The organism is Comamonas jiangduensis (assembly GCF_030162955.1).
In the GTDB taxonomy this organism is placed as follows: Bacteria; Pseudomonadota; Gammaproteobacteria; order Burkholderiales; family Burkholderiaceae_C; genus Comamonas; species Comamonas jiangduensis.
Genome location: NZ_JARXOV010000018.1, coordinates 13,391 through 37,871, shown reverse-complemented (window position 1 = coordinate 37,871; position 24,481 = coordinate 13,391). Strand labels below are relative to the sequence as shown.

Sequence of the window (24,481 nt, the reverse complement as noted above, 5' to 3'; positions counted from 1 at the left end):
CTTTCTTTGTTTTGCAACCCGCGTTTATGTCTGCTGACTCCCCCGTGTCCTCTTTGCGCCGCGGCCTCAAGGCCCGACACATGTCGATGATCGCCATTGGCGGCTCCATCGGCACCGGCCTGTTTGTGGCCTCTGGCGCCACCATCTCGCAAGCGGGCCCCGGCGGCGCACTGCTGGCGTACTGCGTTATTGGCCTGATGGTTTACTTCCTGATGACCAGCTTGGGCGAGATGGCCTCGCACCTGCCCGTCTCGGGCTCGTTTGCCACCTACGGCGCCAAGTATGTGGACGAGGGTTTTGGCTTCGCGCTGGGCTGGAACTATTGGTACAACTGGGCCGTGACCATTGCCGTGGATTTGGTGGCCGCCCAGTTGGTGATGGCTTACTGGTTTCCCGACGTCAATGGTTTGCTGTGGAGCGCGCTGTTTCTGGCCCTGATGTTTGGCCTGAACTCGCTGTCCTCCAAGGGGTTCGGCGAGTCGGAGTTCTGGTTTGCCGCCATCAAGGTGGTCACCGTGCTGGTCTTTATTGGCATTGGCCTGCTGATGGTGTTTGGCATCATGACCGGCGGCGCGCCCGATGGCATCTGGGGCAATGTCGCCAACTTCACCGCGGGGGATGCACCGTTTGCCGGTGGCTTTGCCGCGCTGATCGGTGTGGCTATGATTGTGGGCTTCTCGTTCCAGGGCACCGAGCTGATCGGCATTGCCGCGGGCGAGTCGGAAGACCCGGCCAAAAACGTGCCCCGTGCGGTGCGTAAGGTGTTTTGGCGCATTTTGCTGTTCTATGTGTTTGCCATTTTGATCATTGGCCTGCTGGTGCCCTATACCGACCCCAAGCTGCTGCGCAACGATCTGGGCGACATCAGCGTCAGCCCCTTCACCCTGGTGTTTGAGCGCGCGGGCCTACTGGGCGCCGCTGCCGTGATGAACGCGGTGGTACTCACGTCGGTGCTGTCGGCCGGTAACTCGGGCATGTATGCCTCCACCCGCATGCTGTATGCGCTGGCCAAGCAAGGCATGGCGCCCAAGGTGTTTGCCTACGTCAACAGCCGCGGTGTGCCCATCATGGCGTTGATTGCCACCACCGTGATTGCCGCCCTGTGCTTTTTCACCAATGTGTTCAGCCCAGAGTCGGTCTACATCTGGCTGCTGAACCTGTCGGGCATGTGCGGCTTTATTGCCTGGCTGGGCATTGCGGTCAGCCACTACCGCTTCCGCCGCGCCGGTGTGGTGCAAGGCTTTGATACGCACCAGCTGCCTTACCGCGCTGCGGCTTTCCCGGTGGGCCCCATCTTTGCATTTGTGCTGTGCCTGGTCATTACCTTGGGCCAAAACTACGAAGCCTTCCTGGCCGACACCATTGACTGGACCGGCGTGGTTGCCACCTACATTGGCATTCCCCTGTTCTTGCTGATCTGGCTGGGTTACAAATTCAGCAAAGGCAGCCGCTTGGTGAAGCTGGAAGAGATGGACATCAGCGGCAGCCATTAAGCGCCCGCGTGACCATCCCCCAAGGCCATCTGCCAGCAGATGGCCTTGTTGTTTGTGGCGGGCCTTTGTGCTGTTCAGCTTTGTGGTGCGCAGCCATGCGCAACCACGCTATGAAAAACTAAGCTGCCAGCGCCTGTTATTGCTTGTTTTCACATGCTTTATATGTGCAAACCATTGCTGCATCAGCGCAAGCCGCTCTTCATTAATCGCAGCACATGGCAGTGTGCGATTGCGTCACATCAGGTTTTTTCTGGCAAGCGGCGCCTTTTCTTTCCAGGTTCTGCCAAACCCATCCTCTTTCGATGCCGATGGACTGGCAGCAGCCCATGCAAGTGATCGCGCAATGACTTGCCTCTGCGCCCCAAAACAAAAAAGCCCGTGGCATTCACCACGGGCTTGGTTTCGCATCAGCTGCTGAGCCCTGCCAGGGCAGGCAGGGCTCAGCGCGTGATTGCTTAGGCCTTCAATGCAGCCAGCACCTCATCGAGCATCTTCTTGGCATCACCGAACAGCATGCGGTTGTTGTCCTTGTAGAACAGCGGATTGTCGACACCCGCATAGCCCGAGGCCATGGAGCGCTTCATCACGATGGAGGTTTTGGCCTTCCACACTTCCAGCACCGGCATGCCAGCGATGGGGCTGTCTGGGTCATCTTGGGCAGCAGGGTTCACGATGTCGTTGGCGCCAATGACGATGGCCACATCGGTCTCGGGGAAGTCTTCGTTGATCTCATCCATCTCCATGACGATGTCGTACGGCACCTTGGCCTCGGCCAGCAGCACGTTCATGTGCCCAGGCATACGACCTGCCACGGGGTGAATGGCAAAGCGCACTTCCACGCCCTTGTCACGCAAGGTTTTGGTGATTTCGTTGACGGTGTGCTGAGCCTGGGCCACGGCCATGCCGTAGCCAGGCACGATGATGACGCGCTTGGCATCGCGCAGCATCTCGGCCGTTTCGCTGGCGCTGACAGGCGTCACCTCGCCCTGGGGCTCGGCAGCTGCCGCATCACCGCTCTTTTTGGCGGGTGCACCGGAGCCAAAGCCACCGGCAATCACGCTGATGAAGTTGCGGTTCATGGCCTGGCACATGATGTAGCTGAGGATGGCGCCCGAAGAGCCTACCAGCGCGCCGGTCACGATCAGCAAGTCGTTGCCCAGCATGAAGCCCGTGGCCGCAGCGGCCCAGCCCGAGTAGCTGTTGAGCATGGACACCACCACGGGCATGTCCGCACCGCCAATCGCCATCACCATGTGCACGCCAAACAGCAGCGCAATCACCGTCATGACGACCAAGGGGAGCATGCCATCGGCCACGGTTTCAGCACGCAGAAACTCGCGGCCAAACCAGACCACCACCAGCAGCGCCACCAAGTTCAGCCAGTGGCGCGCGGGCAGCAGCAGCGGCTTGCCGCCGATCTTGCCGTTGAGCTTGCCAAAGGCAATCAGCGAACCCGAGAACGTGACCGCACCAATCAAGATGCCCACGTAGATTTCCACTTCGTGGATGGCCTTTTCTGCACCTGCCAGCTGGATGGACGTGTCCACATAGCTGGCAAAACCCACCAAGCAGGCCGCCAGGCCCACCAGGCTGTGCATCAGCGCCACCAGCTCGGGCATCTGGGTCATCTTCACCACCTTGGCGGCGTACAAGCCAATACCGCCACCGATGACCAGGGCCCCCACAATCCACGCAATACCGTTGGCAGTCACGCTGGGGCCAAACACGGTAGCCACAATGGCCAGTGTCATACCCAGCATGCCAAACAGATTGCCGCGGCGCGAAGTTTCCGGGTTGGACAGCCCCCCCAGACTCAAGATAAACAAAATAGCGGCGCCCAGATAGGCCACCGTTGCAAGGCTTTGGGACATTGAAATGTTTCCTCTTGTCGTTCTTACTTGCGGAACATGGCAAGCATGCGGCGTGTCACCGCAAAGCCACCAAACATATTGATGGCCGTGAGCACCAGCGCGGCAAACGCCAGCCACGTGATCAGGCTGTCAGGCCGCCCTTCGCTGCCCGCAGCGGGCGAGGCAATTTGCACCAGCGCGCCGATGGCGATGATGCTGGAGATTGCGTTGGTCACACTCATCAGCGGCGTGTGCAGCGCGGGCGTCACGTTCCAGACCACCATGTAGCCAATAAAGCAGGCCAGCACAAACACGGTGAAGTGACCCAGGAAGGCCGCAGGCGCGTACGCACCGATGAACCAGAAAGCCACCGCCGCAATCGCAAAAATGATGGCCAGTGTCTTGGCAGGCAAGGGGCCAGAAGCACCATGCCCATGCCCGCCCTTTTTCTGCTCCACGGGCGCCGCCGCAGGCTTGGGAGCCGGTGCAGGGGCCGCTTTGAGGGGCGGCGCAGGCCAGGTCACTTCGCCGTGCTTGATCACGGTGAGGCCGCGGATGGCATCGTCGTCCATATTGACCACGGCCACACCATCCTTGGCCTTGCACAGCTCTTCCGTCAGGCGCAGCAAGTTGGTGGCATACAGCGTAGACGACTGCTTGGCCAGGCGCGAAGCCAGATCGGTGTAACCAATGATGGTCACGCCATGGCGCACCACGGCTGCATCGCGCACCGTCAGCTCGCAGTTGCCGCCTTGCTCGGCGGCCATGTCCACAATCACGCTGCCGGGCTTCATGCTTTGCACCATCTCCGCCGTAATCAGCTTGGGCGCGGGCTTGCCGGGAATCAGCGCCGTGGTGATGATGATGTCGGCATCCTTGGCCTGCTCGGCATACATGGCGCGCTGCGCGGCCTGAAAGCCCTCGCTCATGACCTTGGCGTAACCGCCGCCGCCCGCGCCGTCTTCCTCGTAGTCCACCTTCACAAATTCGCCGCCCAGCGACTTGACCTGGTCGGCCACCTCGGCACGGGTGTCGTTGGCACGCACGATGGCGCCCAAGTTGGCCGCCGTGCCAATCGCGGCCAAACCGGCCACGCCAGCGCCCGCAATAAACACCTTGGCCGGTGGCACCTTGCCTGCCGCCGTGATCTGGCCGTTGAAGTAGCGGCCAAAGGCGTTGGCCGCCTCAATCACTGCACGGTAGCCTGAGACACCGGCGGTGGAGGTCAGTGCATCCATCTTCTGCGCACGGCTGAGCGTGCGCGGCAGGCAGTCAATCGCCAGTACGGTGGCTTGCTTGGCGACCAGCTGCTGCATCAATTCAGGGTTTTGTGCAGGCCAGATGAAGTCCACCAGCGTGGTGCCTTCGCGCATCAGCGCCACTTCTTCGCTGCTGGGTGGGCGCACCTTGAAGACAATGTCTGCCGCAGCCCACAGGGCCGCAGCGTTGTCGACAATCTGCGCGCCCGCCGCACGGTAAGCGTCGTCGCTGAAGTTGGCCGCATCACCGGCGCCAGACTCCACCGCCACGGTAAAGCCCAGTTTGATCAGCTTTTCCACCACATCGGGCACCGTGGCCACGCGCTTTTCCAGAGGAAAAGTTTCCTTTGGCACGCCAATGCACTGGGGCGGGTGTGCGAGAGGATCTTGCATATAAGAAATCTCCTGAAGACAAGTTTGGTATGCGTTGCCGCGATGTTCAACTGCGCCCGTATTGCGCGTGCGCCACCGCGTGAGCGCCGCTGGGTACTTGTGGAATACAGCGGCATGGATAGAGACAGGTTCACAGACAGGTTGCCACAGATAGGGCAACCGCTGGGAAGCGTTCGCTAAATGGTAACGGCAAGAATCCATTCGCTTGCTGTATGCGCACCACAGCGGTGCACAAAAAGGCTGCCGCGCACGCTGCATTCGTGCTGCACTTTTAAGGTGCATGCAGAGTGCGTCAAGCGCTTTTCTAGCGCAGCGCTGCATGAGCCAACGCAGATCGGCATGCCCCTACTCTTCGGCATTAGCTCATGCAAATCACACATAACGCACTCGGATTTAAGCACGCTGCATGCGGTGCTGTGGAATGCCGCTCGTTGCCAGCCTCTTCAAAAAGAGGAGCTTGAGGCGCTTGATATGCAATAGGTACGGATTGATTTACATCGAAAAGCAAGCATTAGCCAACGCTACCTGCTCTTTTTACCGAAGCACTACACCCCCAAAGGCATCTCGGCACGCTTGAGGGTGCGCAGCACAAACATCGATTGACTGTGCTGAATGCCTTTGATTTTGTAGAGTTTTTCACGCAGCAAGCGCTCGTAGTCCCGCGTGTCTTTGACCATGACGCGCAGCAGATAGTCGTAAGTGCCAGACACCAAATGCGCCTCCACGACCTCGGGAATGGTGGCCAGCTGCTCACCAAATTTTTCCAGCGTGTTGTCGCTGTGGCTGTTGAGCGTAACCATCAACAGCACCGTATCGTTCAAACCCAGGGCTTGGGGGTTCAGGCGCACGGTGTAACCCTCAATCACGCCTTCGTCTTCCATGCGTTTGATGCGCGTCCAGCACGGCGATGGGCTCAGGCCCACGGCCTGCCCTATTTCTTGCAGGCTGGCTCGTGCATTGCACTGCAATTGCGCAATGATTTTTCTGTCAATTTTATCCATGCAGCAAATTTTGCTGTAAATATTAAATACACATGTGTTTTTTCTGTATTTATCCTAATTTCATAGCATGACAGCAACATTTTTTGCACTGCAACACGCACACTTCAAGGCATGGAAGCAACGCCTACCGGCGATGTTCAACGCCATTTCATCGCCACGGCAATTTACCGTTTGCCCGCTGCTATGTGACCCACGCGCTATGCACTACGCAAAAAGGCCGATCTGCAATACCCCTCGCAGATCGGCCTTTTTGTTGGCGGCAGCAGCACCTTGTTTACATAAAAACAAGGCGCTAACGCTTACCTCATAAGCGCTAGCAGCTATCTATTTTGCAATTTCTTGTGCACCCGACACCAGGGCCAGCGCCTCTTGCCCACCCAGCGCCTTCCACAGCGTGACGCGGTTGATTTGCTCCGACAGGCGCAGGCTGATGAGGGTTTGCTGCGCCGCGTACAGGCTGCGCTGCGCATCCAGCACCGTGAGGTAGTTGTCGACCCCCGCCTGAAAACGTGCCTCCGACAAATCAAACGCTTTTTGCGTGGCCAGTACCATGCCGGTTTGGGCGCCCAGGCGCTCGCCCCACTGGGCACGGTCTGCCAGCGCATCTGCCACTTCCTTGAAAGCGGTTTGCACGGCTTTTTCGTACTGCGACAGGGCAATGCGCTGGTTGGCCTCGGCCACCTGCACGCCGGCCCGCAAACGCCCGCCCTCAAAAATTGGCAGCCTGATTTGCGGCATAAAGCTCCAGGTGCTGGTGCCACCGCCAAACAGTGCGTCCAGCTCCCGGCTGCCTGAACCCACACTGCCGGTCAGCGTGATGCTGGGGAACAGCGCCGCACGCGCCGCGCCAATATTGGCATTCATGGCCCGCAGATTGTGTTCTGCTGCCTGCACATCGGGGCGTTGCAGCAATACGCTGGAAGGCAAGGCTTGCGGCACGGGCAACAGCGCCAAGTTGTTGGCATCGTTCACGGCCAGCGTCTGCACGCTGGGGAGCAACTCGGCAGGCACCGCACCACCCACCAGCAAGTGCAGCGCGTTGCGGTCACGCGCCACTTGCGAGGTGTAGGCCGCCACATCCACGCGCGCGGTTTCGACCGTGGACAGGTTTTGCGCCAACACCAGCCCCGAGGTGGAGCCAATCTCAAACATGCGCTTGGTCAGCGCATACGCTTTTTCGCGGCTCGCCAAGGTGTCTTGGGCCAGCTGCAAGCGGGCCATGTCGGCCGCCAAGGTCAGCCAGGCGTTGCTGACATCAGCCACCAGGCCAATCTGCACATTGCGCTGGTTGCCCTCGGACTGCAAGAACGCCTGCAAGCCTGCTTCGCTCAAATTGCGTAGCCGGCCCCAAAAGTCGATTTCATAGCTGGTAAAGCCCAGCTGCGCGGTGTATTGCTCGTTGACAGAGGATTGGCCCGCAGGGTTTAGCTCTGCGCTGGTGCGGCTGCGTGTGCCCTGCCCTTGCGCCGTAATGCTGGGCAGCAAATCGGCACGCGTAATGCCGTACTGCGCCCGTGCTTTTTCCATGTTGTCCAGCGCCACACGCAGGTCGCGGTTGTGGCTCAGCGCCAGCGCCACCACCTCGCGCAGCTGCGGGCTTTGGATCCATGCCTGCGCTTGCGCGTAGCTCAATGCCGCCTCGCTGGCTTGCACGGGCACGCCCGCCTGGGCCACCACGGTGTCTGGCACCATGCCCGCAGGTTGCTGGTATGTCGGCGCCAAATTGCAGGCCGTCAGCAAGGCTGCGGCCACGGCGGCAGCCACCACGGGCCGCATCGTCAAAGTCTGCTGTTTCATGCGCGGGTTTCCTGTGTCGTGGTGGGCGTGTGAGGGGTGTCATCTGTGCGGCTGCGGCTCTTGAACCAAGAGCGCACCAGCAAGAAGAACACGGGCACCATGAACAAACCCAGCACGGTTGAGGCCACCGTGCCACCCAGCACTGCGGTACCAATCGCGTTGCGCCCCCCGGCGCCCGCGCCCGTGCCCAGGGCCAGCGGAATCACGCCAAAACCAAACGCCAGCGACGTCATCAAGATGGGGCGCAAGCGCATGCGCACGGCTTCCACTGTGGCGTTGAACAGGCTCTTTCCCTGCTCTTGCAACTGCACTGCAAACTCCACAATCAAGATAGCGTTCTTCGACGCCAGACCCACCGTGGTGAGCAAGCCCACCTGGAAATACACGTCGTTGGTCAAGCCTCGCGTATAGGTTGCCAGCAGCGCACCGACCACCCCCAGCGGCACCGCCAGCATGACCGACAGTGGCACCGTCCAGCTTTCATACAGCGCGGCCAAGCACAGGAACACAAACAAAATAGAGATGGCATACAGCAGCGGCGCTTGTGCGCCAGACTGGCGCTCTTGCAGCGAAGCCCCCGTCCACTCATAGCCAATGCCATTGGGCATGGTTTTGAGAATCTCCTCCACCACCTTCATGGCCACACCCGAGCTTACGCCCGGCGCTGCATTGCCCACAATTTCATAGGCGGGCGAGCCGTTGTAGCGCAGCAGCTGCGGCGAGCCGTAAGCCCAGTGCGTGGTAGAGAAGGCGCTGAAAGGCACCATCTCACCGTTTTTGTTGCGCACCGACCATTTGGCAATATCTTGCGGCAGCATGCGGTGCGGCGCGTCGCCCTGGATGTAGACGCGCTTGACGCGGCCGTTGTTCAAAAAGTCGTTGACATAGGTGCCGCCCATGGCGCTGGAGAGCACGCTGTTGATGTCGCTGTACGACAGGTTCAGCGCAGCCGCCTTGCGGTCATCAATGTCCAGACGCAGCTCAGTAGCATCGTCCAAATTGGTGGCGCGCAACCCCGTCAGTTCAGGGTGCTTGCGCGCCTGGGCCAGAAACTGGTCTTTGGCCGCCAGCAAAGCGTCGTGCCCCAAACCGTTCAAGTCCTTGAGCATGAAGTTAAAGCCTGCGTTGGAGCCCAAGCCACGCACGGCAGGCGGCTGCATCACAAAGATGCGGGCGTCGCGGATATAGGCCAACTCCTGCGTGGCACGGTGCGCAAAAGTGCCTGCTGACTGGCTGGGCAGCGGGCGTTCTGCCCACGTCTTCAAGCGCACAAAACCACGTGCAGAGCTTTGGTCGCCACTCAAGCCCGAGACCTGGTTGAAACTGACCACATCGGGCTGCTTGAGGAAATACTCCCTCACCTCATCGAGCACCGCCTGCAAACGCGCATCCGAGGCACCTGCGGGCAAGTTCACGTTCACGTAGACAAAGCCTTGGTCTTCATCTGGCAGGAAGGAGGTGGGCAGCTTGCTCATCAGCCACCACACGCCCGCCAAAATCACCAAGAAGATCAGCATCATGCGTTTGGCACGGCCCAGCGTCCACGCCACCGTGCTTTGGTAACGCAGCGCTGTGGCATCAAAGTGGTGGTTGAACCAGCGGAAAAAGCGGTCGTTCAGCCCCAGCAAGCCACGGCGCATATGCTTTTCTTGGCCGTGGTTGGAGGGCGCTTTCAAAATGGTGGCGCACAGCGCGGGCGTGAGCGTGAGCGCCACAAACACAGAGAACGCCATGGCCGCCACAATGGTGATGGAGAACTGGCGGTAAATCACCCCGGTAGAGCCGCCAAAGAAGGCCATGGGCACAAACACGGCAGACAGCGTGACCCCAATGCCCACCAGCGCTGAGGTAATTTCCCCCATGGACTGGCGCGTCGCCTCCTTGGCGGACAGCCCCGTCTCGTGCATCACGCGCTCGACGTTCTCGACCACCACAATCGCATCGTCCACCAGCAAGCCAATCGCCAGCACCATGGCAAACATGGTCAGTGTGTTGATGGAGTAACCGGCCACCGACAAGACCCCAAACGTGCCAAGCAGCACCACGGGCACGGCAATGGCCGGAATCAAAGTGGCACGAAAGTTCTGCAAGAAGATGAACATCACGATCACCACCAGCACCATCGCTTCGGCCAAAGCCTTGACCACTTCCTGGATCGACGCGCGCACGAACGGCGTGGAGTCCGAGCTGACAAAATAGTCAATCTCGTTGGGGAAAAACTCTTTCATCTCCGCCAGCTTGGCCGCCACGGCGTCGGACACTTCCATCGCATTGGCCCCATCGGCCAGGACAATGCCCATGCCCGCCCCCAGCATGCCGTTGAGCTTGGCCTTGACGGTGAGGTTGTCTGCACCCAGCTCTACCCACGCCACATCTTTGATGGTGACTACCGAGCCATCGGGCGATGTCTTGAGCACAATGTTTTCAAACTCTTCCACCGTCTGCAGCTTGGTGCGGGCCGTGATGGTGGCATTGAGCTGCTGGTTGCTCACCGCAGGTAACGCACCCAGCTGCCCTGCGGAAACTTGGGCGTTTTGGGCGTTCAGCGCGGAGATCAGGTCAGACGGCATGAGCGCGTACTTTTGCATCAGCGCCGGATCCATCCAGATGCGCATGGCATAGAAGGTACCAAACACGTTGATGTCGCCTACCCCGTCCAGACGGCCCAGCACGTCCACCAAGTTGGAGTTCAGGTAGTCGCCAATGTCCACCTGCGTCATGGACGGGTCGGTGGAGTAAAAGCTGTACGTCACCAAAAAGTCTTGGCCGCCCTTGGTCACAAACACACCGCGGCTTTTGACTGCATCGGGCAGGCGGTTCATCGCTGCCTGCAGCTTGTTTTGTACCTGCACCTGGGCCACGTCGATGTCGGTGCCGGGTGCAAATGTCAAGGTGGTGCGCGAGCGCCCCGAGGCATCGGACGTCGAGCTCATGTAGAGCATGTTGTCGATGCCCTTGAGCTGCTGCTCAATGATCTGGGTAACGGAGTTTTCCACCGTTTCGGCGGAAGCGCCCGTGTACTGGGCGCCAATGGTCACGCGCGGCGGTGCAATGTCGGGGTATTGCTCCAGCGGCAGGGTAAAAATGGACAAGGCCCCCGCCAGCATGATGACGATGGAGATGACCCACGCAAAAATGGGTCGATTGATAAAAAACTGCGCCATGGTGCGATCGCTTCCCGCTTACTTACCGTTTGCCACAGCCGCACGCAGTCGCGCCGCCGCTGCTTGAGGGTCTACGGGCTGGGCCTGCGACTTGGCATTGGCGGGTGTCTCCACCGCCGTCACTTTGTCACCGGGTTTGATGCGCTGAAATCCGTCAATCACCACACGTTCACCCGCTTCCAAGCCCTTGTCTAGCAACCAGTGGTTGCCGATGGCACGGCCCAGCTCTACGGTGCGCTTTTCCACGGTGTCGTCGGCATTGACCACCAGCACACTGGCGCGGCCTGTCAAATCGCGTGAGACCGAGCGCTGGGGCACCAAAATCGCCTCGGGCGCCAAGCCCGTGGGCAATTTGGCCTGCACAAACATGCCTGGCATCAGCACCCCATCGGGGTTGGGTACCACCGCACGCAAAGTCACTGTGCCCATCGTGCTGTTCACAATCAGCCCCGCAAACTGCAGCTTGCCTTCATGCGGATAGGCGCTGCCATCTTCCAGTTGCAGGCGAACGGGCATCTGCTGACCTTCAATTTTTTGATAGCGCCCAGCCGCCCAGTCGTTGCGCAGTTGCAGCAACTCGGCGGAAGACTGGGTGAAATCCACATACATGGGGTCCAGTTGCACGATATCGGTCAGCGGCGCCGTCTGGTTGGCCGTCACCAAAGCACCAGGGGTGACCGCAGAAAGGCTGATGCGGCCACTGATGGGCGCCTCAATACGGCTGTACTTCAGGTTGATGCGTGCGTTCTCTAGGCTTGCCTTGGCCACCGCCACATCGGCCTGCGCCTGCTGCGCCGCCGCCTGGCTTTCTTCAAAAGCTTGCTGGCTGATGGCGGCAATCTTCACCAGCTCGGCGTTGCGGCGCGCGGTAGCCTCCCAGGTTTTTTGGCTGGCCTGGGCTTTGGCCAAAGCCGCTGCGGCACTGGCTTCAGCGGCACGCAAGCTGGCAGCATCCAGTTGGTACAGCGGTTGACCTTGCTTGACCATGCCACCTTCGGTAAAAAGCCGCTTTTGCACGATACCGCTGACCTGGGGGCGCACCTCAGCACGCAAAAAAGCAGCCGTCAGACCCGGCAACAAGCTGTCCAGTGTCTGGCTTTGCTTTTGCAACACCACCACCCCCACTTTGGCTGGCTCTGGCTGCGTGACTGGCGCATTCGAGGGCTTGCCACAGCCGCTCAACACCAGCGCCAGCAGTGTCATGGCGGCCCGGCTGCCTTTGCGTTGTAAATGCTGCGCGGTAGAAGTGGTATCGGGCAAGCAATCGTCGGCGCGTGGGGCAGCAAAAGAGAGGGTCATGGGGGCAATCTAAATTTCGAAAACGTTGCCATTCTCAGGCTCGAATGTTGCGCTTGTGTAAAGCGCAGGGCCAAAAATGGGTAAATTTCGCACAAAGCGCACTGCCGCCAAGCAGCTACAGCGCTGTTTTTCAAAGCACAAAACAGCGTTTGCACGCCGATTGGCCAAGCATTGATTTGTAACTCTGAGCGAGCCGCTTGGCAGCGACAAGTTCCCCACCTGTCAGCAAACTACAGCTTGCGCCACAAAAAAAGCCCCGCCAAGCGGGGCCATCCCACAGCGCTTGCAAGCGCGCTCTAGGCCAGCGAAGTTTGGCGCAGCGCTTCGCGCAGTTGCGCTCCCAGCTCTGGCCGGTCGGCAAACGCATCGGTGGGGTTTTGCAGTTGCAAGATGTCTTCCATGCGGGTGCGTACATTGCCCAAGGCATGGGGGTGACTAAAAATGTAGAACTGGTTGTCCGCCATCGCGGCGAACACCTTGCTGGCAATGTCCTGTGCCGACACTTTGCCGGAGTTCACGGCTTTTTGCGTCATCGCACGCGCCACTTTCTGGCTGGTGGTCAGCGCAGCGGTATCCACTGCATCGGGGCGGTTGCGCTCGCTGGTGGCAATGCCTGTGGGCACAAAATACGGGCACAGCACGCTGCAATGCAGCTGCTCAGTCACCAGCCGCAGGTCTTGGTACAGCGTCTCGGTCAGGCTGACCACGGCATGTTTGCTCACGTTGTACACCCCCATATTGGGAGGCGTCAGCAGCCCCGCCATGCTGGCAGTGTTGACGATGTGGCCTTGCCAGCTCGGGTCTTGCGCCGCAGCTTGGAGCATCATCGGTGTAAACACGCGCACGCCGTGAATCACACCCCACAGGTTCACGTTCAGCACCCACTCCCAGTCTTTGACCGACTGTTCCCACAGCAGCCCGCCCGAGCCACCCACGCCCGCGTTGTTAAACACAAAGTGGGGGGCCCCCACAGTGGCCAACACTTCTTGGGCCAGCGCATCCATCGCCTCTGCATTGCCGACATCCACCTGGCGCGCCATCACCTGCTTGGCACCCAGGCTGCGCGCATGCTCTGCGGATTGGGCCAGTGCATCTGCCTGCACATCCACCAGTACCAACTGCATGCCCGCCTTGGCCGCAATGCGCATGCATTCCAGCCCAAAGCCTGAGCCAGCGCCTGTCAATACGGCGGTTTTTCCTGAAAGACCATTCAACATGCTCGTCTCCTCTGTCGTTGTTCCCTGCCATCCAGAAAAAGGCAGCCCATGGCTGCCTTGCGCCGAGGTTTAGATCAGCTTGACCAGTTGCTTGCCAAAGTTCTTGCCTTTGAGCAGTCCCAAGAAAGCCTCGGGCGCGCTGGCCAGCCCTTGGGCGATGGACTCACGGGGGCGCAGCTTGCCTTGGGCCACCAAGCCACCCAGTTCGGCCAGTGCCTCGGGCCATACTTCCATGTGCTCACTGACGATGAAGCCTTCGACCTTCATGCGGTTGATGAGGATGAGCGCCGGGTTTTGCAGGGGCAGTGGCTGGCCGTCATAGCCCGCGATCATGCCGCACACAGCCACGCGCGCGAAGGCGTTGGCGCGCAGCAGCAAAGCATCCAGCAAATAGCCGCCCACATTTTCAAAATAGCCGTCAATGCCGTCGGGGCACGCCTCTTTCAAGGCCTTGCTCATGGACTTCAGATCGCTGTGCACCTTGTAGTCAATGCACGCGTCAAAGCCCAGTTCATTGGTGGCATAGGCACATTTCTCGGGGCCCCCGGCAATGCCCACCACCCGGCAACCCCGCGCCTTGGCCAGCGCGGCAAAAGCGCTGCCCACCGCACCGGTCGCCGCGCTAACAACCACGGTTTCACCTGCCTTGGGGTTGATGATTTTTACCAGGCCATACCAGGCGGTCACACCGGGCATGCCCACGGCGCCCAGGTAGTACGACAGCGGCACGTGCGTGGTGTCTACCTTGCGCAGCATGCCGGGCGCATTGCCATCCACCACGCTGTAGTGTTGCCAGCCCCCCATGCCCACCACCTGATCGCCCGGCTGGAATTTGGGGTGACGGCTTTCCTCCACCACGCCCACCGTGCCGCCCAGCATGACTTCGCCCAGCGGCTGGCTGGCCGCATAGCTCTTGCTGTCGTTCATGCGCCCGCGCATGTACGGATCCAAGCTCAGGTAGTGGTGCCGCACCAGCACCTGCCCGTCTTGCAGCGCTGGCGTAGGCGCCTCGACCAACTTGAAATTACTGGCCACGGCTTCGCCCACGGGGCGGTTATCCAGCAGAATTTGGGGATTGTTGGGCATGTGATTTATCTCCTTTTTATAGCTACCAGCGCTTGATAGATAAGCGCTAGCGGTTAATTTGACTTAAAAATCCCAAGCCAGCACCACCACTGGCTTGCGCGCTTAGTCCGTGGCAATCACGGTTTGTGTGCCACCGGGTTGTTGGCCGGGCTTGATGGTGCGCGGCATGTACTTGAAGGTGCCTGTGGCGTGCGTGCACAACTTGCCCGCGCTGTCATAGACCTTGCCCTCGCAGTACGCCATGCTCTTGGTGCGGTGCAGCACAAAACCTTTCGCGACCAAAGGGCCACGTGCAGCCTGCATAAAGCTGGTCTTCATCTCAATGGTGACACAGCCAAAGTCATCGCTCTCCAGCGAACGGGCAGCCACGGCCATGGTCACATCCAGCAGCGTCATGCTGGCGCCGCCGTGCGTGACTTCGAAAGTGTTCAGATGCTCGGGCTTGGCGGTGTAGCGCAGCTCAGACTCGCCGTTTTCAAACTTGTGCAGCGTAAAGCCCAGGTGTTCGACAAAGGGGATGGGGTGTTCGCCAAAGCTCAGCATGTGTTGTCTCCGAAATGGTTCATGGGGAAATGGCCGCAAGCATAGCGGCGCCATCCCCTGCGCCCGCACAAAAAGCTGTCACATACGAGCAAGAGCGACAATCTCAAGCACGCTGGCATCAGCCCAAAATGGCGCTGACACCACCGTCCACCGCCACCCACTGGCCCGTGATGTGCTTGCCCGCATCGCTGGCCAGCAGCACGGTCAGCCCCTTCAGGCCTTCGTCATCGCCCAGTCGGCGCAGCGGCGCGCGGCGGGTCATGTTGTCCTCGCCCATGGTGTCGATCAGCACCTCGGCCATCTTGGTGCGAAAGAACCCCGGGCAAATTGCATTCACATTGATGTTGTGCGGCCCCCATTCACCAGCCAGCGCGCGCGTGAAGTTCAGCACAGCGCCCTTGGAGGTGTTGTAGGCGATGGTCTTCATCTCCACAGGGTTGCCGCCCAACCCGGCAATCGAGGCCAGATTGATGATGCGGCCACCACGCTCCAGCATGCCCGCCTTGGCCACGGCCTGGCTGAGCAAGAAGTAACCTCGGATGTTCAGGTTCATCACCTTGTCCCACGCTGCCGTGGGGTGCGACTCTGCAGGCGCGCCCCAGCTAGCGCCTGCGTTGTTCACCAAGATATCGATGGCACCCACACGCTGCATGGTCTGCGACACCAAACGCTGAATGTCTGCTTCATCGGCGCAGTCCGCTGCAATCCATTGCGCATCAATGCCCTGCGCCTGCAGCGTGGCCGCCGCCTGCTCCAAATCTGCGGCCTTGCGCGATGTCAGCACCACCCGTGCACCTGCCTCGCCCAGCGCCTGGGCCATTTGCAGCCCCAGCCCGCGCGAGCCCCCCGTCACCAATGCAGTTTTGCCGGTGAGATCAAACAGTTGTTGCACGGTGCGTGTCATGAAAAAGCGCTCCTTGGTTGGCATAGGTTGGAAGAGATGGCCCCGCTCGATACGGTGCTTCAATTCATTGTGCGAGCAAGCACGGGCACCCCGCTGTCGCCATGGCGAAGCCAAGCCCTAGTGAATGCACCAAGAAAAATATTGCACAGCGCCCCAAAAAAGCTGTACATTCATACAGTCACTGTTGTTTTATACATGCTTATGTTTACAACCGAATTCACCCAAGACCAGCCCTGCTTTACCGTCGCCCTGTGCGACTATCCCGGCCTGCCCGACACCGAGCGCCAACGTGCCGAAGCGCGCTATGCCCGCACCCTGGCCCGCCAATTGGGCGGCGAGCCCGAGGTGGCCAACGCCTTGCGCACCATCGAGCAACTCGAAGATGCGCCGCCGGAAGAGATCACCGAAGAAGCCAAATCCATCTACCAGCGCTGGATGAAGGCCGCCCGCGCCGCCGCAGAAGCGGGCATGCAAGGCCTGGGCGGGGAAGAAGGCTGCTACTTTGAGGTGCGCCGCCACTGAGTGCGCCAAAGAAGAGTTGAGCAAACACTCCTCTTAAAAGAGCAACCAGCGCTTGCTTTTCAAGCACTTCTGATGTTTTTCATCCTGAAGTGTAGAAAACGCCAGCGCTGGCTGCTCTTTTTTCTTTGCATTCCACAGCCCAGTGGCGCACCACAGCGCTGCAGCCCCAGGTCACAGGCTCGCGGCTTTCACACCACAAGCCACCAGCGTGCGCAAGCAGCCACATTCCGCCCCTAGAATCGTTCGAACCACAGAGTAAGAGGACGAGCTTATGAGCAGTGTGCCACTGGCCGAACCCGACGCCATCCCCACGCCCCTGAACGCCTTGCACGAAGAGCTGGGCGCGCGCATGGTGCGTTTTGCCGGCTACCGCATGCCGGTGCAATACCCGCAAGGCCTGGTGGCGGAACACCGCCATACCCGCGAGAAAGCCAGCTTGTTTGATGTCTCGCACATGGGGCACATCAGCGTCAGCGGCCCCTCGGCCGCCGCAGCGCTGGAGCAAATCCTGCCGATTGATGTGCTGGATCTGGGCCTGCACCGCCAGCGCTATGCCCTGTTGCTGGCAGAAAACGGCGGCATCTTGGATGACTTGATGGTCATCAACCGGGGCGAAGACTACCTGCTGATCGTCAACGCCAGCCGCAAACACGAAGACCTGGCATGGATACAGGCGCGCATCGGCAGTGAATGCACCGTCACCGCCTTGCCCGATATGGCGCTGGTGGCCCTGCAAGGCCCATTGGCCGGTGCCGTGCTGCAACGCCCGGTGCCCGCGACCAGTTTGCTCAACTTCATGCAGGGCACGCCGTTTGATTTCAAAGATGCACGGGGTTACATCACCCGCAGCGGCTACACCGGTGAAGATGGCTTTGAAATCTCTTTGCCCGCCACCCACATTGAAGCGTTTGCGCGCTGGGTGCTCAAGCAGCCCGATGTGTTGCCCGCCGGCCTGGGGGCGCGCAACACCTTGCGTCTGGAAGCAGGCCTGTGCCTGTACGGCACCGACATGGACAGCACCACCACCCCGTCACAAGCAGGCTTGAACTGGAGCATTCCCAAAGTGCGCCGCAGCAGCGGCCAGCGCGCTGGTGGCTTTACGGGGGCTGATATCGTTTTGGCGCAAATTGAAGGCCGCACCCCCGTCGACAGCGTGCGCGTAGGCTTGCAGGCTTTGGAGCCCGTGCCTGTGCGCGACGGCACCGTGCTGCACATTCCCGGCGGGGATGCCTTGGGGGTGGTCACCAGCGGATCCTTGGCGCCCAGCTTGGATCGCCCGATTGCCATGGGCTACGTACCGCCCCAATACACAGCCCACTGCACACGCATTGATGCGATGGTGCGCGGCAAGCCAGTGCCCATGGAGGTCGTACCCCTTCCTTTTATAGGCACCCGCTACCGCAAAAGCTAGGCGAGATTCACACCTTTTTTATGCGCTGGCCAGCGGCAAACCGCTACAGTGTCAACCACGGCGCACGCAGCGGTTTGCAGCGCGTGCGCACCGATTAGCCAGATATATTGAGTACCGGAGTTCAACCCCATGAGCATCAAGTTTTCCAAAGAACACGAATGGATCAACGCTGCCAATCCTGAAGCAGCCGTGGTGGGTATCACCGTACACGCCCAAGACGCCCTGGGCGATGTTGTGTTTGTCGATCTGCCTGCCGTGGGCACCAGCTTTCAGCAAGGCGATGTCACCGGCGTGGTGGAGTCGGTCAAGGCGGCAGCCGATGTGTATATGCCTGTCACAGGCGAGATTGTGGAAGTCAACGAAGCCCTGCGCGCAGACCCTTCACTGGCCAATACCGACCCGCTGCATACCGGCTGGTTCTTCAAAGTGAAGCTGGCAGACCCCAGCCAACTCGATGGTCTGATGGACGAAACCGCCTACGGCGACTTCACCGCCAGCCACTAAGCGCACCACGCACCACGCCTTCTGGCTGGTGCGTTTTTTCTATCAGGGCCTCACCGCCGCGCAAGTCCTGCGCAATCTGGTGCAGAGGCTGTGGCATTGAACAGGTTGATGCGGCTTGCAAGGTGCGGCGTTCGCACTGGGGGCTGCGCCATGTGACGAATGAGGGAGTGGGATGATGAATCAGCGACTGCAAGCGCCCTTGTCTCAACTGCACGAAAGCGATGCTTTTGCGCGCCGCCACATCGGGCCCAGCACGCCCGATGAAACACATATGCTGCGTGTCATTGGCCTGGCCTCACGCCAGGCCTTGATAGAGGCGGTTGTGCCGGGCAACATCGTGCGACAGACCCCCATGGACCTTCCGCCAGCTGCCACGGAGCAGGACGCCCTGCAAGAGCTCAAAGCCATTGCCAGCCGCAACCGGGTTTTCAAAAGCTTTATCGGCCAGGGCTATTACGGCACGCACACCCCCGGCGTTATCCAGCGCAATATTTTGGAAAACCCCGCGTGGTACACCGCCTACACGCCCTATCAGGCAGAAATTTCCCAAGGCCGTCTGGAAGCCCTGCTCAATTTTCAGACCCTGGTCTGCGACCTCACGGCCATGCCGGTGGCCAACGCCTCCATGCTGGACGAAGCCACCGCCGCCGCCGAAGCCATGGCTTTGGCGCGGCGCAGTGCAGGCGCCCGCAGCGACGTATTTTTGGTGCACCCGGATGTGCACCCCCAGACGCTGGAAGTGCTGCGCACCCGCGCCGAGCCCATGGGCTGGTGTGTGGCAACGCCCAGCGACCACGCCACCTTTTTGACCGCGCTGGCCCAGCCCCACTTTGGCGCCCTGGTGCAATACCCCAGCAGCACCGGCGCCATCTATGACTGGCGCGAAGCGGCTGCGCAGAGCCACGCACACCAAGCCTTGCTGATTGCAGCCACAGATTTGCTGGCGCTGACCCTGCTTACCCCCCCTGGCGAATGGGGCGCAGACATCGTGGTGGGCAACAGCCAGCGCCTGGGCATGCCCATGGGTGCAGGCGGCCCGCACGCTGCATTCATGGCTTGCCAAGATGGCCTCAAGCGCTCTCTGCCCGGTCGTTTGGTGGGCGTGAGTATCGATGCACAAGGCGCACCAGCCTTGCGCCTTGCGCTACAAACCCGCGAGCAACACATCCGCCGCGAAAAAGCCACCTCCAACATCTGTACTGCACAGGTGTTGCCCGCAGTCATGGCCAGTATGTATGCGGTCTACCACGGCCCCAAAGGGCTGCGCGACATCGCCCAGCGTATTGCGCAGCTCACTGCCGCGCTGGCACAAGGGTTGGAAAACCTCGGCTTTGCGCTGCGCCACAGCACGGCGTTTGACACGGTCACTGTGCATGCCCCAGACAGTGCATTAAATATAGCTACCCGCGCTTTACTGGCGGGCGTTAACCTGCGAAAAGTATCTGAAAGCGAATTGGGCATCTCGCTGGATGAAACCAGCACAACGGCAGACATCGCTTTGCTGCTGCGCCTGTTTGGTGCCGAGCAGCCACCCATCATTGACGCCACAACGCCCTCACGTATTCCGGCCGGTTTGCAACGCAGCTCGCACTTTCTCAGCCACCCCGTCTTTCACAGCCACCATAGCGAAACCGCCATGCTGCGCTACATCCGCAGCCTCAGCGACAAAGACTTGGCACTGGATCGCTGCATGATTCCGCTGGGCTCGTGCACCATGAAACTCAACGCCACCAGCGAGATGATTCCCATCACCTGGCCCGAGTTTGCGCACATCCACCCTTTTGCCCCCGCAGACCAGCAGCAAGGCTATGCCCAGCTGGACCAGCAGTTGCGTGACTGGCTGTGCACCATCACCGGTTACGCAGGCGTAAGCCTGCAACCCAATGCAGGTTCTCAAGGTGAATATGCGGGGCTGCTCGCCATCCGTGCCTGGCACGCATCGCGCGGCCAGGCGCAGCGCACCATCTGCTTGATTCCCTCCAGTGCCCACGGCACCAACCCTGCCAGCGCCCAGATGTGCGGCATGCAAGTGGTGGTGGTAGCATGCGACGCGCAAGGCAATATCGACATGGCCGATCTGCAAGCCAAATGCGAGGCCCACAGCGACAAGCTGGCCTGCATCATGATCACTTACCCCAGCACCCACGGCGTGTTTGAAGATGCGGTGCGCCCTCTGTGTGAGCTGGTACACCAGCACGGTGGCCGGGTGTATGTAGACGGCGCCAATATGAATGCTTTGGTCGGTTTGGCAGCGCCCGGCGCTTTTGGCGGTGACGTCAGTCACCTGAACCTGCACAAAACTTTCTGCATTCCCCATGGCGGCGGCGGCCCCGGTGTGGGCCCTGTGTGCGTTGCGCAAGACCTGGTGCCTTTTCTGCCCGGCCATGCGGCAGCGGGCAAGGCCGCAGTGGTGGGTGCGGTGTCTGCTGCACCGTATGGCAATGCAGCGGTACTGCCAATCAGCTGGATGTATATCCGCATGATGGGCGCCAGCGGGCTGCGCCACGCCACGGAAACGGCCATTTTGAATGCCAACTACATCCGTATCCGCCTGCAAGATGCTTACCCCACGCTGTATGCAGGCCCCGGCGGCTTCGTGGCACACGAATGTATTTTGGATCTACGCCCGCTCAAAGAATCCAGTGGCATCACCGCCGAAGATGTGGCCAAGCGCCTGATTGACTACGGTTTTCATGCACCCACCCTGTCTTTTCCGGTGCCCGGCACCTTGATGGTGGAGCCCACCGAAAGCGAGCCTCTGGAAGAATTGGATCGCTTCATCGATGCCATGCTAGCTATCCGCACAGAAATTCAGCGCATTCAAGATGGCGATTGGCCCCGTGAGGACAACCCCCTCAAAAACGCACCACATACTGCAGCGCAGCTGCTGCAAGATGCGTGGCCTCACCCCTACAGCCGCGCAGCAGCGGCCGGGCATAAACAGCTGGCTACCAAGTACTGGCCGCCCGTGGCGCGCATTGACAACGTACACGGGGATCGCAATCTGGTGTGCACCTGCCCTCCTATTGAGGCTTACCTGAGTTGAGCCAGCGTTCATCACCACCGTGCTTGTTGGCTTGGGCGTGCAGCACTTACACTGCCCAGCTCTTGCCCCCGCACTGCTCGTGTCTATGAGTCGTCCTGACCTCTCTTTCCTCCTCCACCGCGAAGACGCACCTGCAGCACCCAACTCGTTGCATGACCTGGACTCCATGCCATTGGAGGCCCTGCCTGTGTTCGAGCTTCCCGAGGATTTGCCGGACGATGACCCCCTGGCGGCCTTGATTGCCGAGCTGCGCAACTACCAAAACGAACTGGAGATCCAAAACAAAGTTCTGGACTACAGCCAGGCGGTGGCAGAAAGCGCATCCGAGCGATTCGAGGCGCTGTTCTCCAGCGTGCCACTGCCGTTGCTGGTGTTGGATGAGCATGACATGGTCATCCAAGCGAATGCCATGGCACACAATGCGTTCCAGGCGGAAGGGCATGACCGGCTGCTGGTGTCTTTTATGCCGTATGTCTGCCCCACAGACACACAGCGTGTCGCTCAGGCATTTGAAGCCTCTCGCACTGCCGGCCACAGCGAGGCCCACGAAGTCATTTTTACGCTGGGCAGCGGTCAGCAAATTCAGGCCGATTTGCACATCGCCTGCATTCAAATCCCCCAGCGTGAAGGCCCTGCGATTGCACAGTTCATGTGCGCCATCGTTGACCAAGGCCCCCTGCTGGCAGAGCGCCACCAGCTCCAAGAACGCAACGACCAACTGCACGCCAGTGAGCGACGGCTGGAATCGGTGATTAATTCTTCGCTGGATGCCATCATTTGCGTTGACCGTGACCAGCGCATCACCGTCTTCAACCCCACTGCCGCCGCTTTGCTACTGTGCCCGGTTGCAGATGCGCTGGGCTCCAAGCTGGAGCGTTTTTTGCCGGATGCGGTGCACGCACTGGATTTAGCACCGCTGACTACGCAAGCCATGCTGGGCGAAATGACGGCCCGTACGGCCACCGGCAAAACCTTGCCGGTGGAAGTCTCCATGTCCTTCGAGCGCTTGTCAGACGGTGAAGTGACCACCGTCTTTGCGCGCGACCTCACCAGCCACAAACGTGCTGAAGCACAACGCAGTGAGCTGGAGATGCAGCTGCGTGAATCCCACAAAATGCAGGCTTTGGGCACCATGGCTGGCGGCATTGCCCACGACTTCAACAACATCGTGGGGGCCATTTTGGGGAATGTGGAGTTGGCCAAAGCCGATTGCAGCCACAACCCTCAAGCCCTAGAGAGCCTGCTCGAAATTGAAAAAGCAGGCCGCCGCGCCAGAGACTTGGTACGCCAGATTCTGACCTTCAGCCGCAATGAGCCCCCCAAACGCTACGCCGTGCATGCCCATGAAGTCATGCGCGATACAGAACGTTTACTGCGCGTGACGCTGCCGCCTGCAATTGAGCTGCAAGTGAATGTCTCCCACGATCTGCCTTGCATGCTGGCCGACCCCACACAAGTTGAGCAGGCGCTGTTTAATCTCACCACCAACGCCGTGCATGCGCTGGGCGAATCGCGTGGATTGATCCGCATGGAAGCAGCGCTGAGCCTGTCTGAGCAGCGCTTGTGTGACCGCTTGGGCCTTACACTGGGCGACTACCTAGTCATCACCGTACAAGACAACGGCCCCGGTATTGCCCCCACAACCTTGCAGCGCATCTTTGAGCCCTTCTTCACCACCAAACCCGTGGGGCAAGGCACGGGGCTGGGGTTGGCCGTGGTACACGGGGTGATGCGCACCCACGGCGGTGCGGTAGATGTCAGCAGCCAGATCGGTCAAGGCAGCGTCTTCGCGCTGTACTTCCCTGTGATGAGCCCTGAGATTGTGGGCTTTCAACCTCCAGCGCCACCCGCCAGCAGCAGGGCGTGCGCAGTGCCTGCTGCCAGCGCTGTGCCTGCGCCCAGTGGGCACAAGCACGTGATGTATGTGGATGATGACCAAGCCTTGGTGTCACTGGTACAGCGACTGCTGCGCCGCAGGGGCTATCAGGTAACGGGTTTTCTGGACCCGCGCGAGGCGACGCAAGCGCTGCGCCAAAATCCATTCGCCTACGACTTGCTCGTGACGGACTACAACATGCCCGGCTACTGCGGCGTGGATTTGGTACGCGACTCCAAAGCCATTCGCCCCGATTTACCCGTGGCTTTGGCATCAGGTTATGTCACAGCAGAAATTGAAGCCCAAGCGATTGCTGCGGGTGCCCTTGCCTTGATCTACAAACCCAACGATGTCAATGAGCTGTGTGAGACCGTAGATCGCCTTATTCAACCCCAGCAGTTCTAAGAATTTTGCAGACCGCTCCCCGACCGACTTGTCTTTATGAAGACGAACATTTGCTGGTGCTCGACAAACCTGCAGGCCTGTTGTCCGTTCCCGGACGTGGCCCTGACAAGCAAGATTGCCTAATCCATCGCACGGTGCAGCACTGGCCCGATGCACTGGTGGTACACCGTTTAGATATGGCCACTTCAGGTTTGTTGCTGTTTGCGCGCAGCAAAGAAGTGCAGCGCAAGCTGGGCGATGCTTTTGCCGCCCGTGAAGTTCACAAACGCTATACGGCCATCGTGCACGGCGATGTCGCCGCCGAAACCTGGCAACTTGTTGACGCCCCTTTGGTGTGCGACTGGGAAAACAGACCCCTACAAATTGTTGCTCTGCACAAAGGCAAACCCAGCCAAACGCGCTATCTGCGCGCTCCTGATCAGCAGCAGGTTCCACCGGGATGCACCAAATTGTGGCTGGAGCCTATTACGGGCCGCTCGCACCAGCTGCGTGTTCACATGGCGCACATTGGCCACCCAATGCTGGGCGATGCACTGTATGCACCCGCCTGCGTGATCGATTTGAGTGAAAGGCTGTGCCTGCACGCCACCACGCTGAAGTTTCAGCACCCCCAGCGCAATCAGCTGGTGCACATAGATAGCCCTGCACCATTTTGAAACAGGCTCAACCATCCGCAATAGCTGGTCGTATGCATCAAAGCCGTCGTATTGC

17 protein-coding genes are annotated in these 24,481 nt (G+C 60.1%); 7 read left to right on the top strand and 10 right to left on the bottom strand.

Going from position 1 to position 24,481, the window contains the following annotated elements; translation table 11 throughout:
- The first annotated feature begins 80 nt into the window (after nucleotides 1-80).
- Entirely contained in the window at nucleotides 81-1,493 is a 1,413-nt protein-coding gene (locus QEP12_RS13780; RefSeq protein WP_343034191.1) for an amino acid permease, read from the top strand.
- A 455-nt stretch (nucleotides 1,494-1,948) separates the two neighbouring features.
- On the opposite strand, the gene pntB is transcribed toward QEP12_RS13780, so the two are convergent.
- The 10 genes from pntB to QEP12_RS13730 form a co-directional block, all read right to left on the bottom strand.
- Nucleotides 1,949-3,364 (bottom strand): Re/Si-specific NAD(P)(+) transhydrogenase subunit beta, encoded by a 1,416-nt coding sequence (gene pntB / locus QEP12_RS13775; RefSeq protein ID WP_284214603.1) that lies wholly within the window; start codon nucleotides 3,362-3,364, stop codon nucleotides 1,949-1,951.
- A gap of 23 nt (nucleotides 3,365-3,387) precedes the next feature.
- Nucleotides 3,388-4,995, bottom strand: a complete 1,608-nt coding sequence (locus QEP12_RS13770; protein ID WP_284214602.1) for a Re/Si-specific NAD(P)(+) transhydrogenase subunit alpha — start codon at nucleotides 4,993-4,995, stop codon at nucleotides 3,388-3,390.
- Nucleotides 4,996-5,540: 545 nt separating this feature from the next.
- Complete coding sequence (locus tag QEP12_RS13765; RefSeq protein WP_219164478.1) at nucleotides 5,541-5,996, bottom strand: Lrp/AsnC family transcriptional regulator; 456 nt, start codon at nucleotides 5,994-5,996, stop codon at nucleotides 5,541-5,543.
- A 324-nt stretch (nucleotides 5,997-6,320) separates the two neighbouring features.
- Entirely contained in the window at nucleotides 6,321-7,793 is a 1,473-nt protein-coding gene (locus tag QEP12_RS13760; protein ID WP_284214601.1) for an efflux transporter outer membrane subunit, read from the bottom strand.
- Nucleotides 7,790-10,957, bottom strand: a complete 3,168-nt coding sequence (locus tag QEP12_RS13755; RefSeq protein ID WP_284214600.1) for an efflux RND transporter permease subunit — start codon at nucleotides 10,955-10,957, stop codon at nucleotides 7,790-7,792. The genes QEP12_RS13760 and QEP12_RS13755 overlap by 4 nt, the downstream gene beginning before the upstream one ends.
- Nucleotides 10,958-10,975: 18 nt before the next feature.
- The gene (locus tag QEP12_RS13750; protein ID WP_284214599.1) at nucleotides 10,976-12,256 is read right to left on the bottom strand and encodes an efflux RND transporter periplasmic adaptor subunit; all 1,281 of its coding nucleotides are present in this window, start codon (nucleotides 12,254-12,256) and stop codon (nucleotides 10,976-10,978) included.
- 296 nt (nucleotides 12,257-12,552) lie between these two features.
- On the bottom strand, nucleotides 12,553-13,473 hold the full coding sequence (locus QEP12_RS13745) for an SDR family oxidoreductase (protein WP_174863601.1): 921 nt from the start codon (nucleotides 13,471-13,473) through the stop codon (nucleotides 12,553-12,555).
- Between the two features lie 69 nt (nucleotides 13,474-13,542).
- On the bottom strand, nucleotides 13,543-14,559 hold the full coding sequence (locus QEP12_RS13740) for an NADP-dependent oxidoreductase (RefSeq protein ID WP_174863602.1): 1,017 nt from the start codon (nucleotides 14,557-14,559) through the stop codon (nucleotides 13,543-13,545).
- Between the two features lie 102 nt (nucleotides 14,560-14,661).
- Nucleotides 14,662-15,102, bottom strand: a complete 441-nt coding sequence (locus tag QEP12_RS13735) for a PaaI family thioesterase (protein ID WP_174863603.1) — start codon at nucleotides 15,100-15,102, stop codon at nucleotides 14,662-14,664.
- 118 nt (nucleotides 15,103-15,220) lie between these two features.
- A complete protein-coding gene (locus tag QEP12_RS13730) occupies nucleotides 15,221-16,006 on the bottom strand; it encodes an SDR family oxidoreductase (protein ID WP_219164471.1) in 786 nt (261 codons plus the stop codon).
- A gap of 195 nt (nucleotides 16,007-16,201) precedes the next feature.
- On the opposite strand from QEP12_RS13730, the gene QEP12_RS13725 reads away from it, so the two are divergent.
- The 6 genes from QEP12_RS13725 to QEP12_RS13700 all read left to right on the top strand — a co-directional run bounded on the left by QEP12_RS13725 (nucleotide 16,202) and on the right by QEP12_RS13700 (nucleotide 24,426).
- On the top strand, nucleotides 16,202-16,528 hold the full coding sequence (locus tag QEP12_RS13725; protein WP_257469250.1) for a hypothetical protein: 327 nt from the start codon (nucleotides 16,202-16,204) through the stop codon (nucleotides 16,526-16,528).
- Between the two features lie 271 nt (nucleotides 16,529-16,799).
- Nucleotides 16,800-17,939 carry a glycine cleavage system aminomethyltransferase GcvT gene (gene gcvT, locus QEP12_RS13720; protein ID WP_219164470.1) on the top strand — a complete coding sequence of 380 codons (1,140 nt, stop codon included), beginning with the start codon at nucleotides 16,800-16,802 and terminating at the stop codon, nucleotides 17,937-17,939.
- A 129-nt stretch (nucleotides 17,940-18,068) separates the two neighbouring features.
- Nucleotides 18,069-18,443, top strand: a complete 375-nt coding sequence (gene gcvH, locus QEP12_RS13715; protein ID WP_174863605.1) for a glycine cleavage system protein GcvH — start codon at nucleotides 18,069-18,071, stop codon at nucleotides 18,441-18,443.
- Between the two features lie 175 nt (nucleotides 18,444-18,618).
- Nucleotides 18,619-21,489 (top strand): aminomethyl-transferring glycine dehydrogenase, encoded by a 2,871-nt coding sequence (gene gcvP / locus QEP12_RS13710; protein WP_284214598.1) that lies wholly within the window; start codon nucleotides 18,619-18,621, stop codon nucleotides 21,487-21,489.
- Between the two features lie 85 nt (nucleotides 21,490-21,574).
- Nucleotides 21,575-23,770 (top strand): PAS domain-containing hybrid sensor histidine kinase/response regulator, encoded by a 2,196-nt coding sequence (locus tag QEP12_RS13705; RefSeq protein WP_423107366.1) that lies wholly within the window; start codon nucleotides 21,575-21,577, stop codon nucleotides 23,768-23,770.
- A gap of 56 nt (nucleotides 23,771-23,826) precedes the next feature.
- Nucleotides 23,827-24,426 (top strand): RluA family pseudouridine synthase, encoded by a 600-nt coding sequence (locus tag QEP12_RS13700; protein ID WP_348521128.1) that lies wholly within the window; start codon nucleotides 23,827-23,829, stop codon nucleotides 24,424-24,426.
- The last annotated feature ends 55 nt before the right edge of the window (nucleotides 24,427-24,481 follow it).

What these genes read in the sequence shown, in the direction of transcription:
- QEP12_RS13780 (WP_343034191.1), top strand. Translation starts at nt 81, where the DNA reads ATGTCGATGATCGCCATTGGCGGCTCCATCGGCACCGGCCTGTTTGTG.
- pntB (WP_284214603.1), bottom strand. Translation starts at nt 3,364, where the DNA reads ATGTCCCAAAGCCTTGCAACGGTGGCCTATCTGGGCGCCGCTATTTTG.
- QEP12_RS13770 (WP_284214602.1), bottom strand. Translation starts at nt 4,995, where the DNA reads ATGCAAGATCCTCTCGCACACCCGCCCCAGTGCATTGGCGTGCCAAAG.
- QEP12_RS13765 (WP_219164478.1), bottom strand. Translation starts at nt 5,996, where the DNA reads ATGGATAAAATTGACAGAAAAATCATTGCGCAATTGCAGTGCAATGCA.
- QEP12_RS13760 (WP_284214601.1), bottom strand. Translation starts at nt 7,793, where the DNA reads ATGAAACAGCAGACTTTGACGATGCGGCCCGTGGTGGCTGCCGCCGTG.
- QEP12_RS13755 (WP_284214600.1), bottom strand. Translation starts at nt 10,957, where the DNA reads ATGGCGCAGTTTTTTATCAATCGACCCATTTTTGCGTGGGTCATCTCC.
- QEP12_RS13750 (WP_284214599.1), bottom strand. Translation starts at nt 12,256, where the DNA reads ATGACCCTCTCTTTTGCTGCCCCACGCGCCGACGATTGCTTGCCCGAT.
- QEP12_RS13745 (WP_174863601.1), bottom strand. Translation starts at nt 13,473, where the DNA reads ATGTTGAATGGTCTTTCAGGAAAAACCGCCGTATTGACAGGCGCTGGC.
- QEP12_RS13740 (WP_174863602.1), bottom strand. Translation starts at nt 14,559, where the DNA reads ATGCCCAACAATCCCCAAATTCTGCTGGATAACCGCCCCGTGGGCGAA.
- QEP12_RS13735 (WP_174863603.1), bottom strand. Translation starts at nt 15,102, where the DNA reads ATGCTGAGCTTTGGCGAACACCCCATCCCCTTTGTCGAACACCTGGGC.
- QEP12_RS13730 (WP_219164471.1), bottom strand. Translation starts at nt 16,006, where the DNA reads ATGACACGCACCGTGCAACAACTGTTTGATCTCACCGGCAAAACTGCA.
- QEP12_RS13725 (WP_257469250.1), top strand. Translation starts at nt 16,202, where the DNA reads ATGCTTATGTTTACAACCGAATTCACCCAAGACCAGCCCTGCTTTACC.
- gcvT (WP_219164470.1), top strand. Translation starts at nt 16,800, where the DNA reads ATGAGCAGTGTGCCACTGGCCGAACCCGACGCCATCCCCACGCCCCTG.
- gcvH (WP_174863605.1), top strand. Translation starts at nt 18,069, where the DNA reads ATGAGCATCAAGTTTTCCAAAGAACACGAATGGATCAACGCTGCCAAT.
- gcvP (WP_284214598.1), top strand. Translation starts at nt 18,619, where the DNA reads ATGAATCAGCGACTGCAAGCGCCCTTGTCTCAACTGCACGAAAGCGAT.
- QEP12_RS13705 (WP_423107366.1), top strand. Translation starts at nt 21,575, where the DNA reads ATGAGTCGTCCTGACCTCTCTTTCCTCCTCCACCGCGAAGACGCACCT.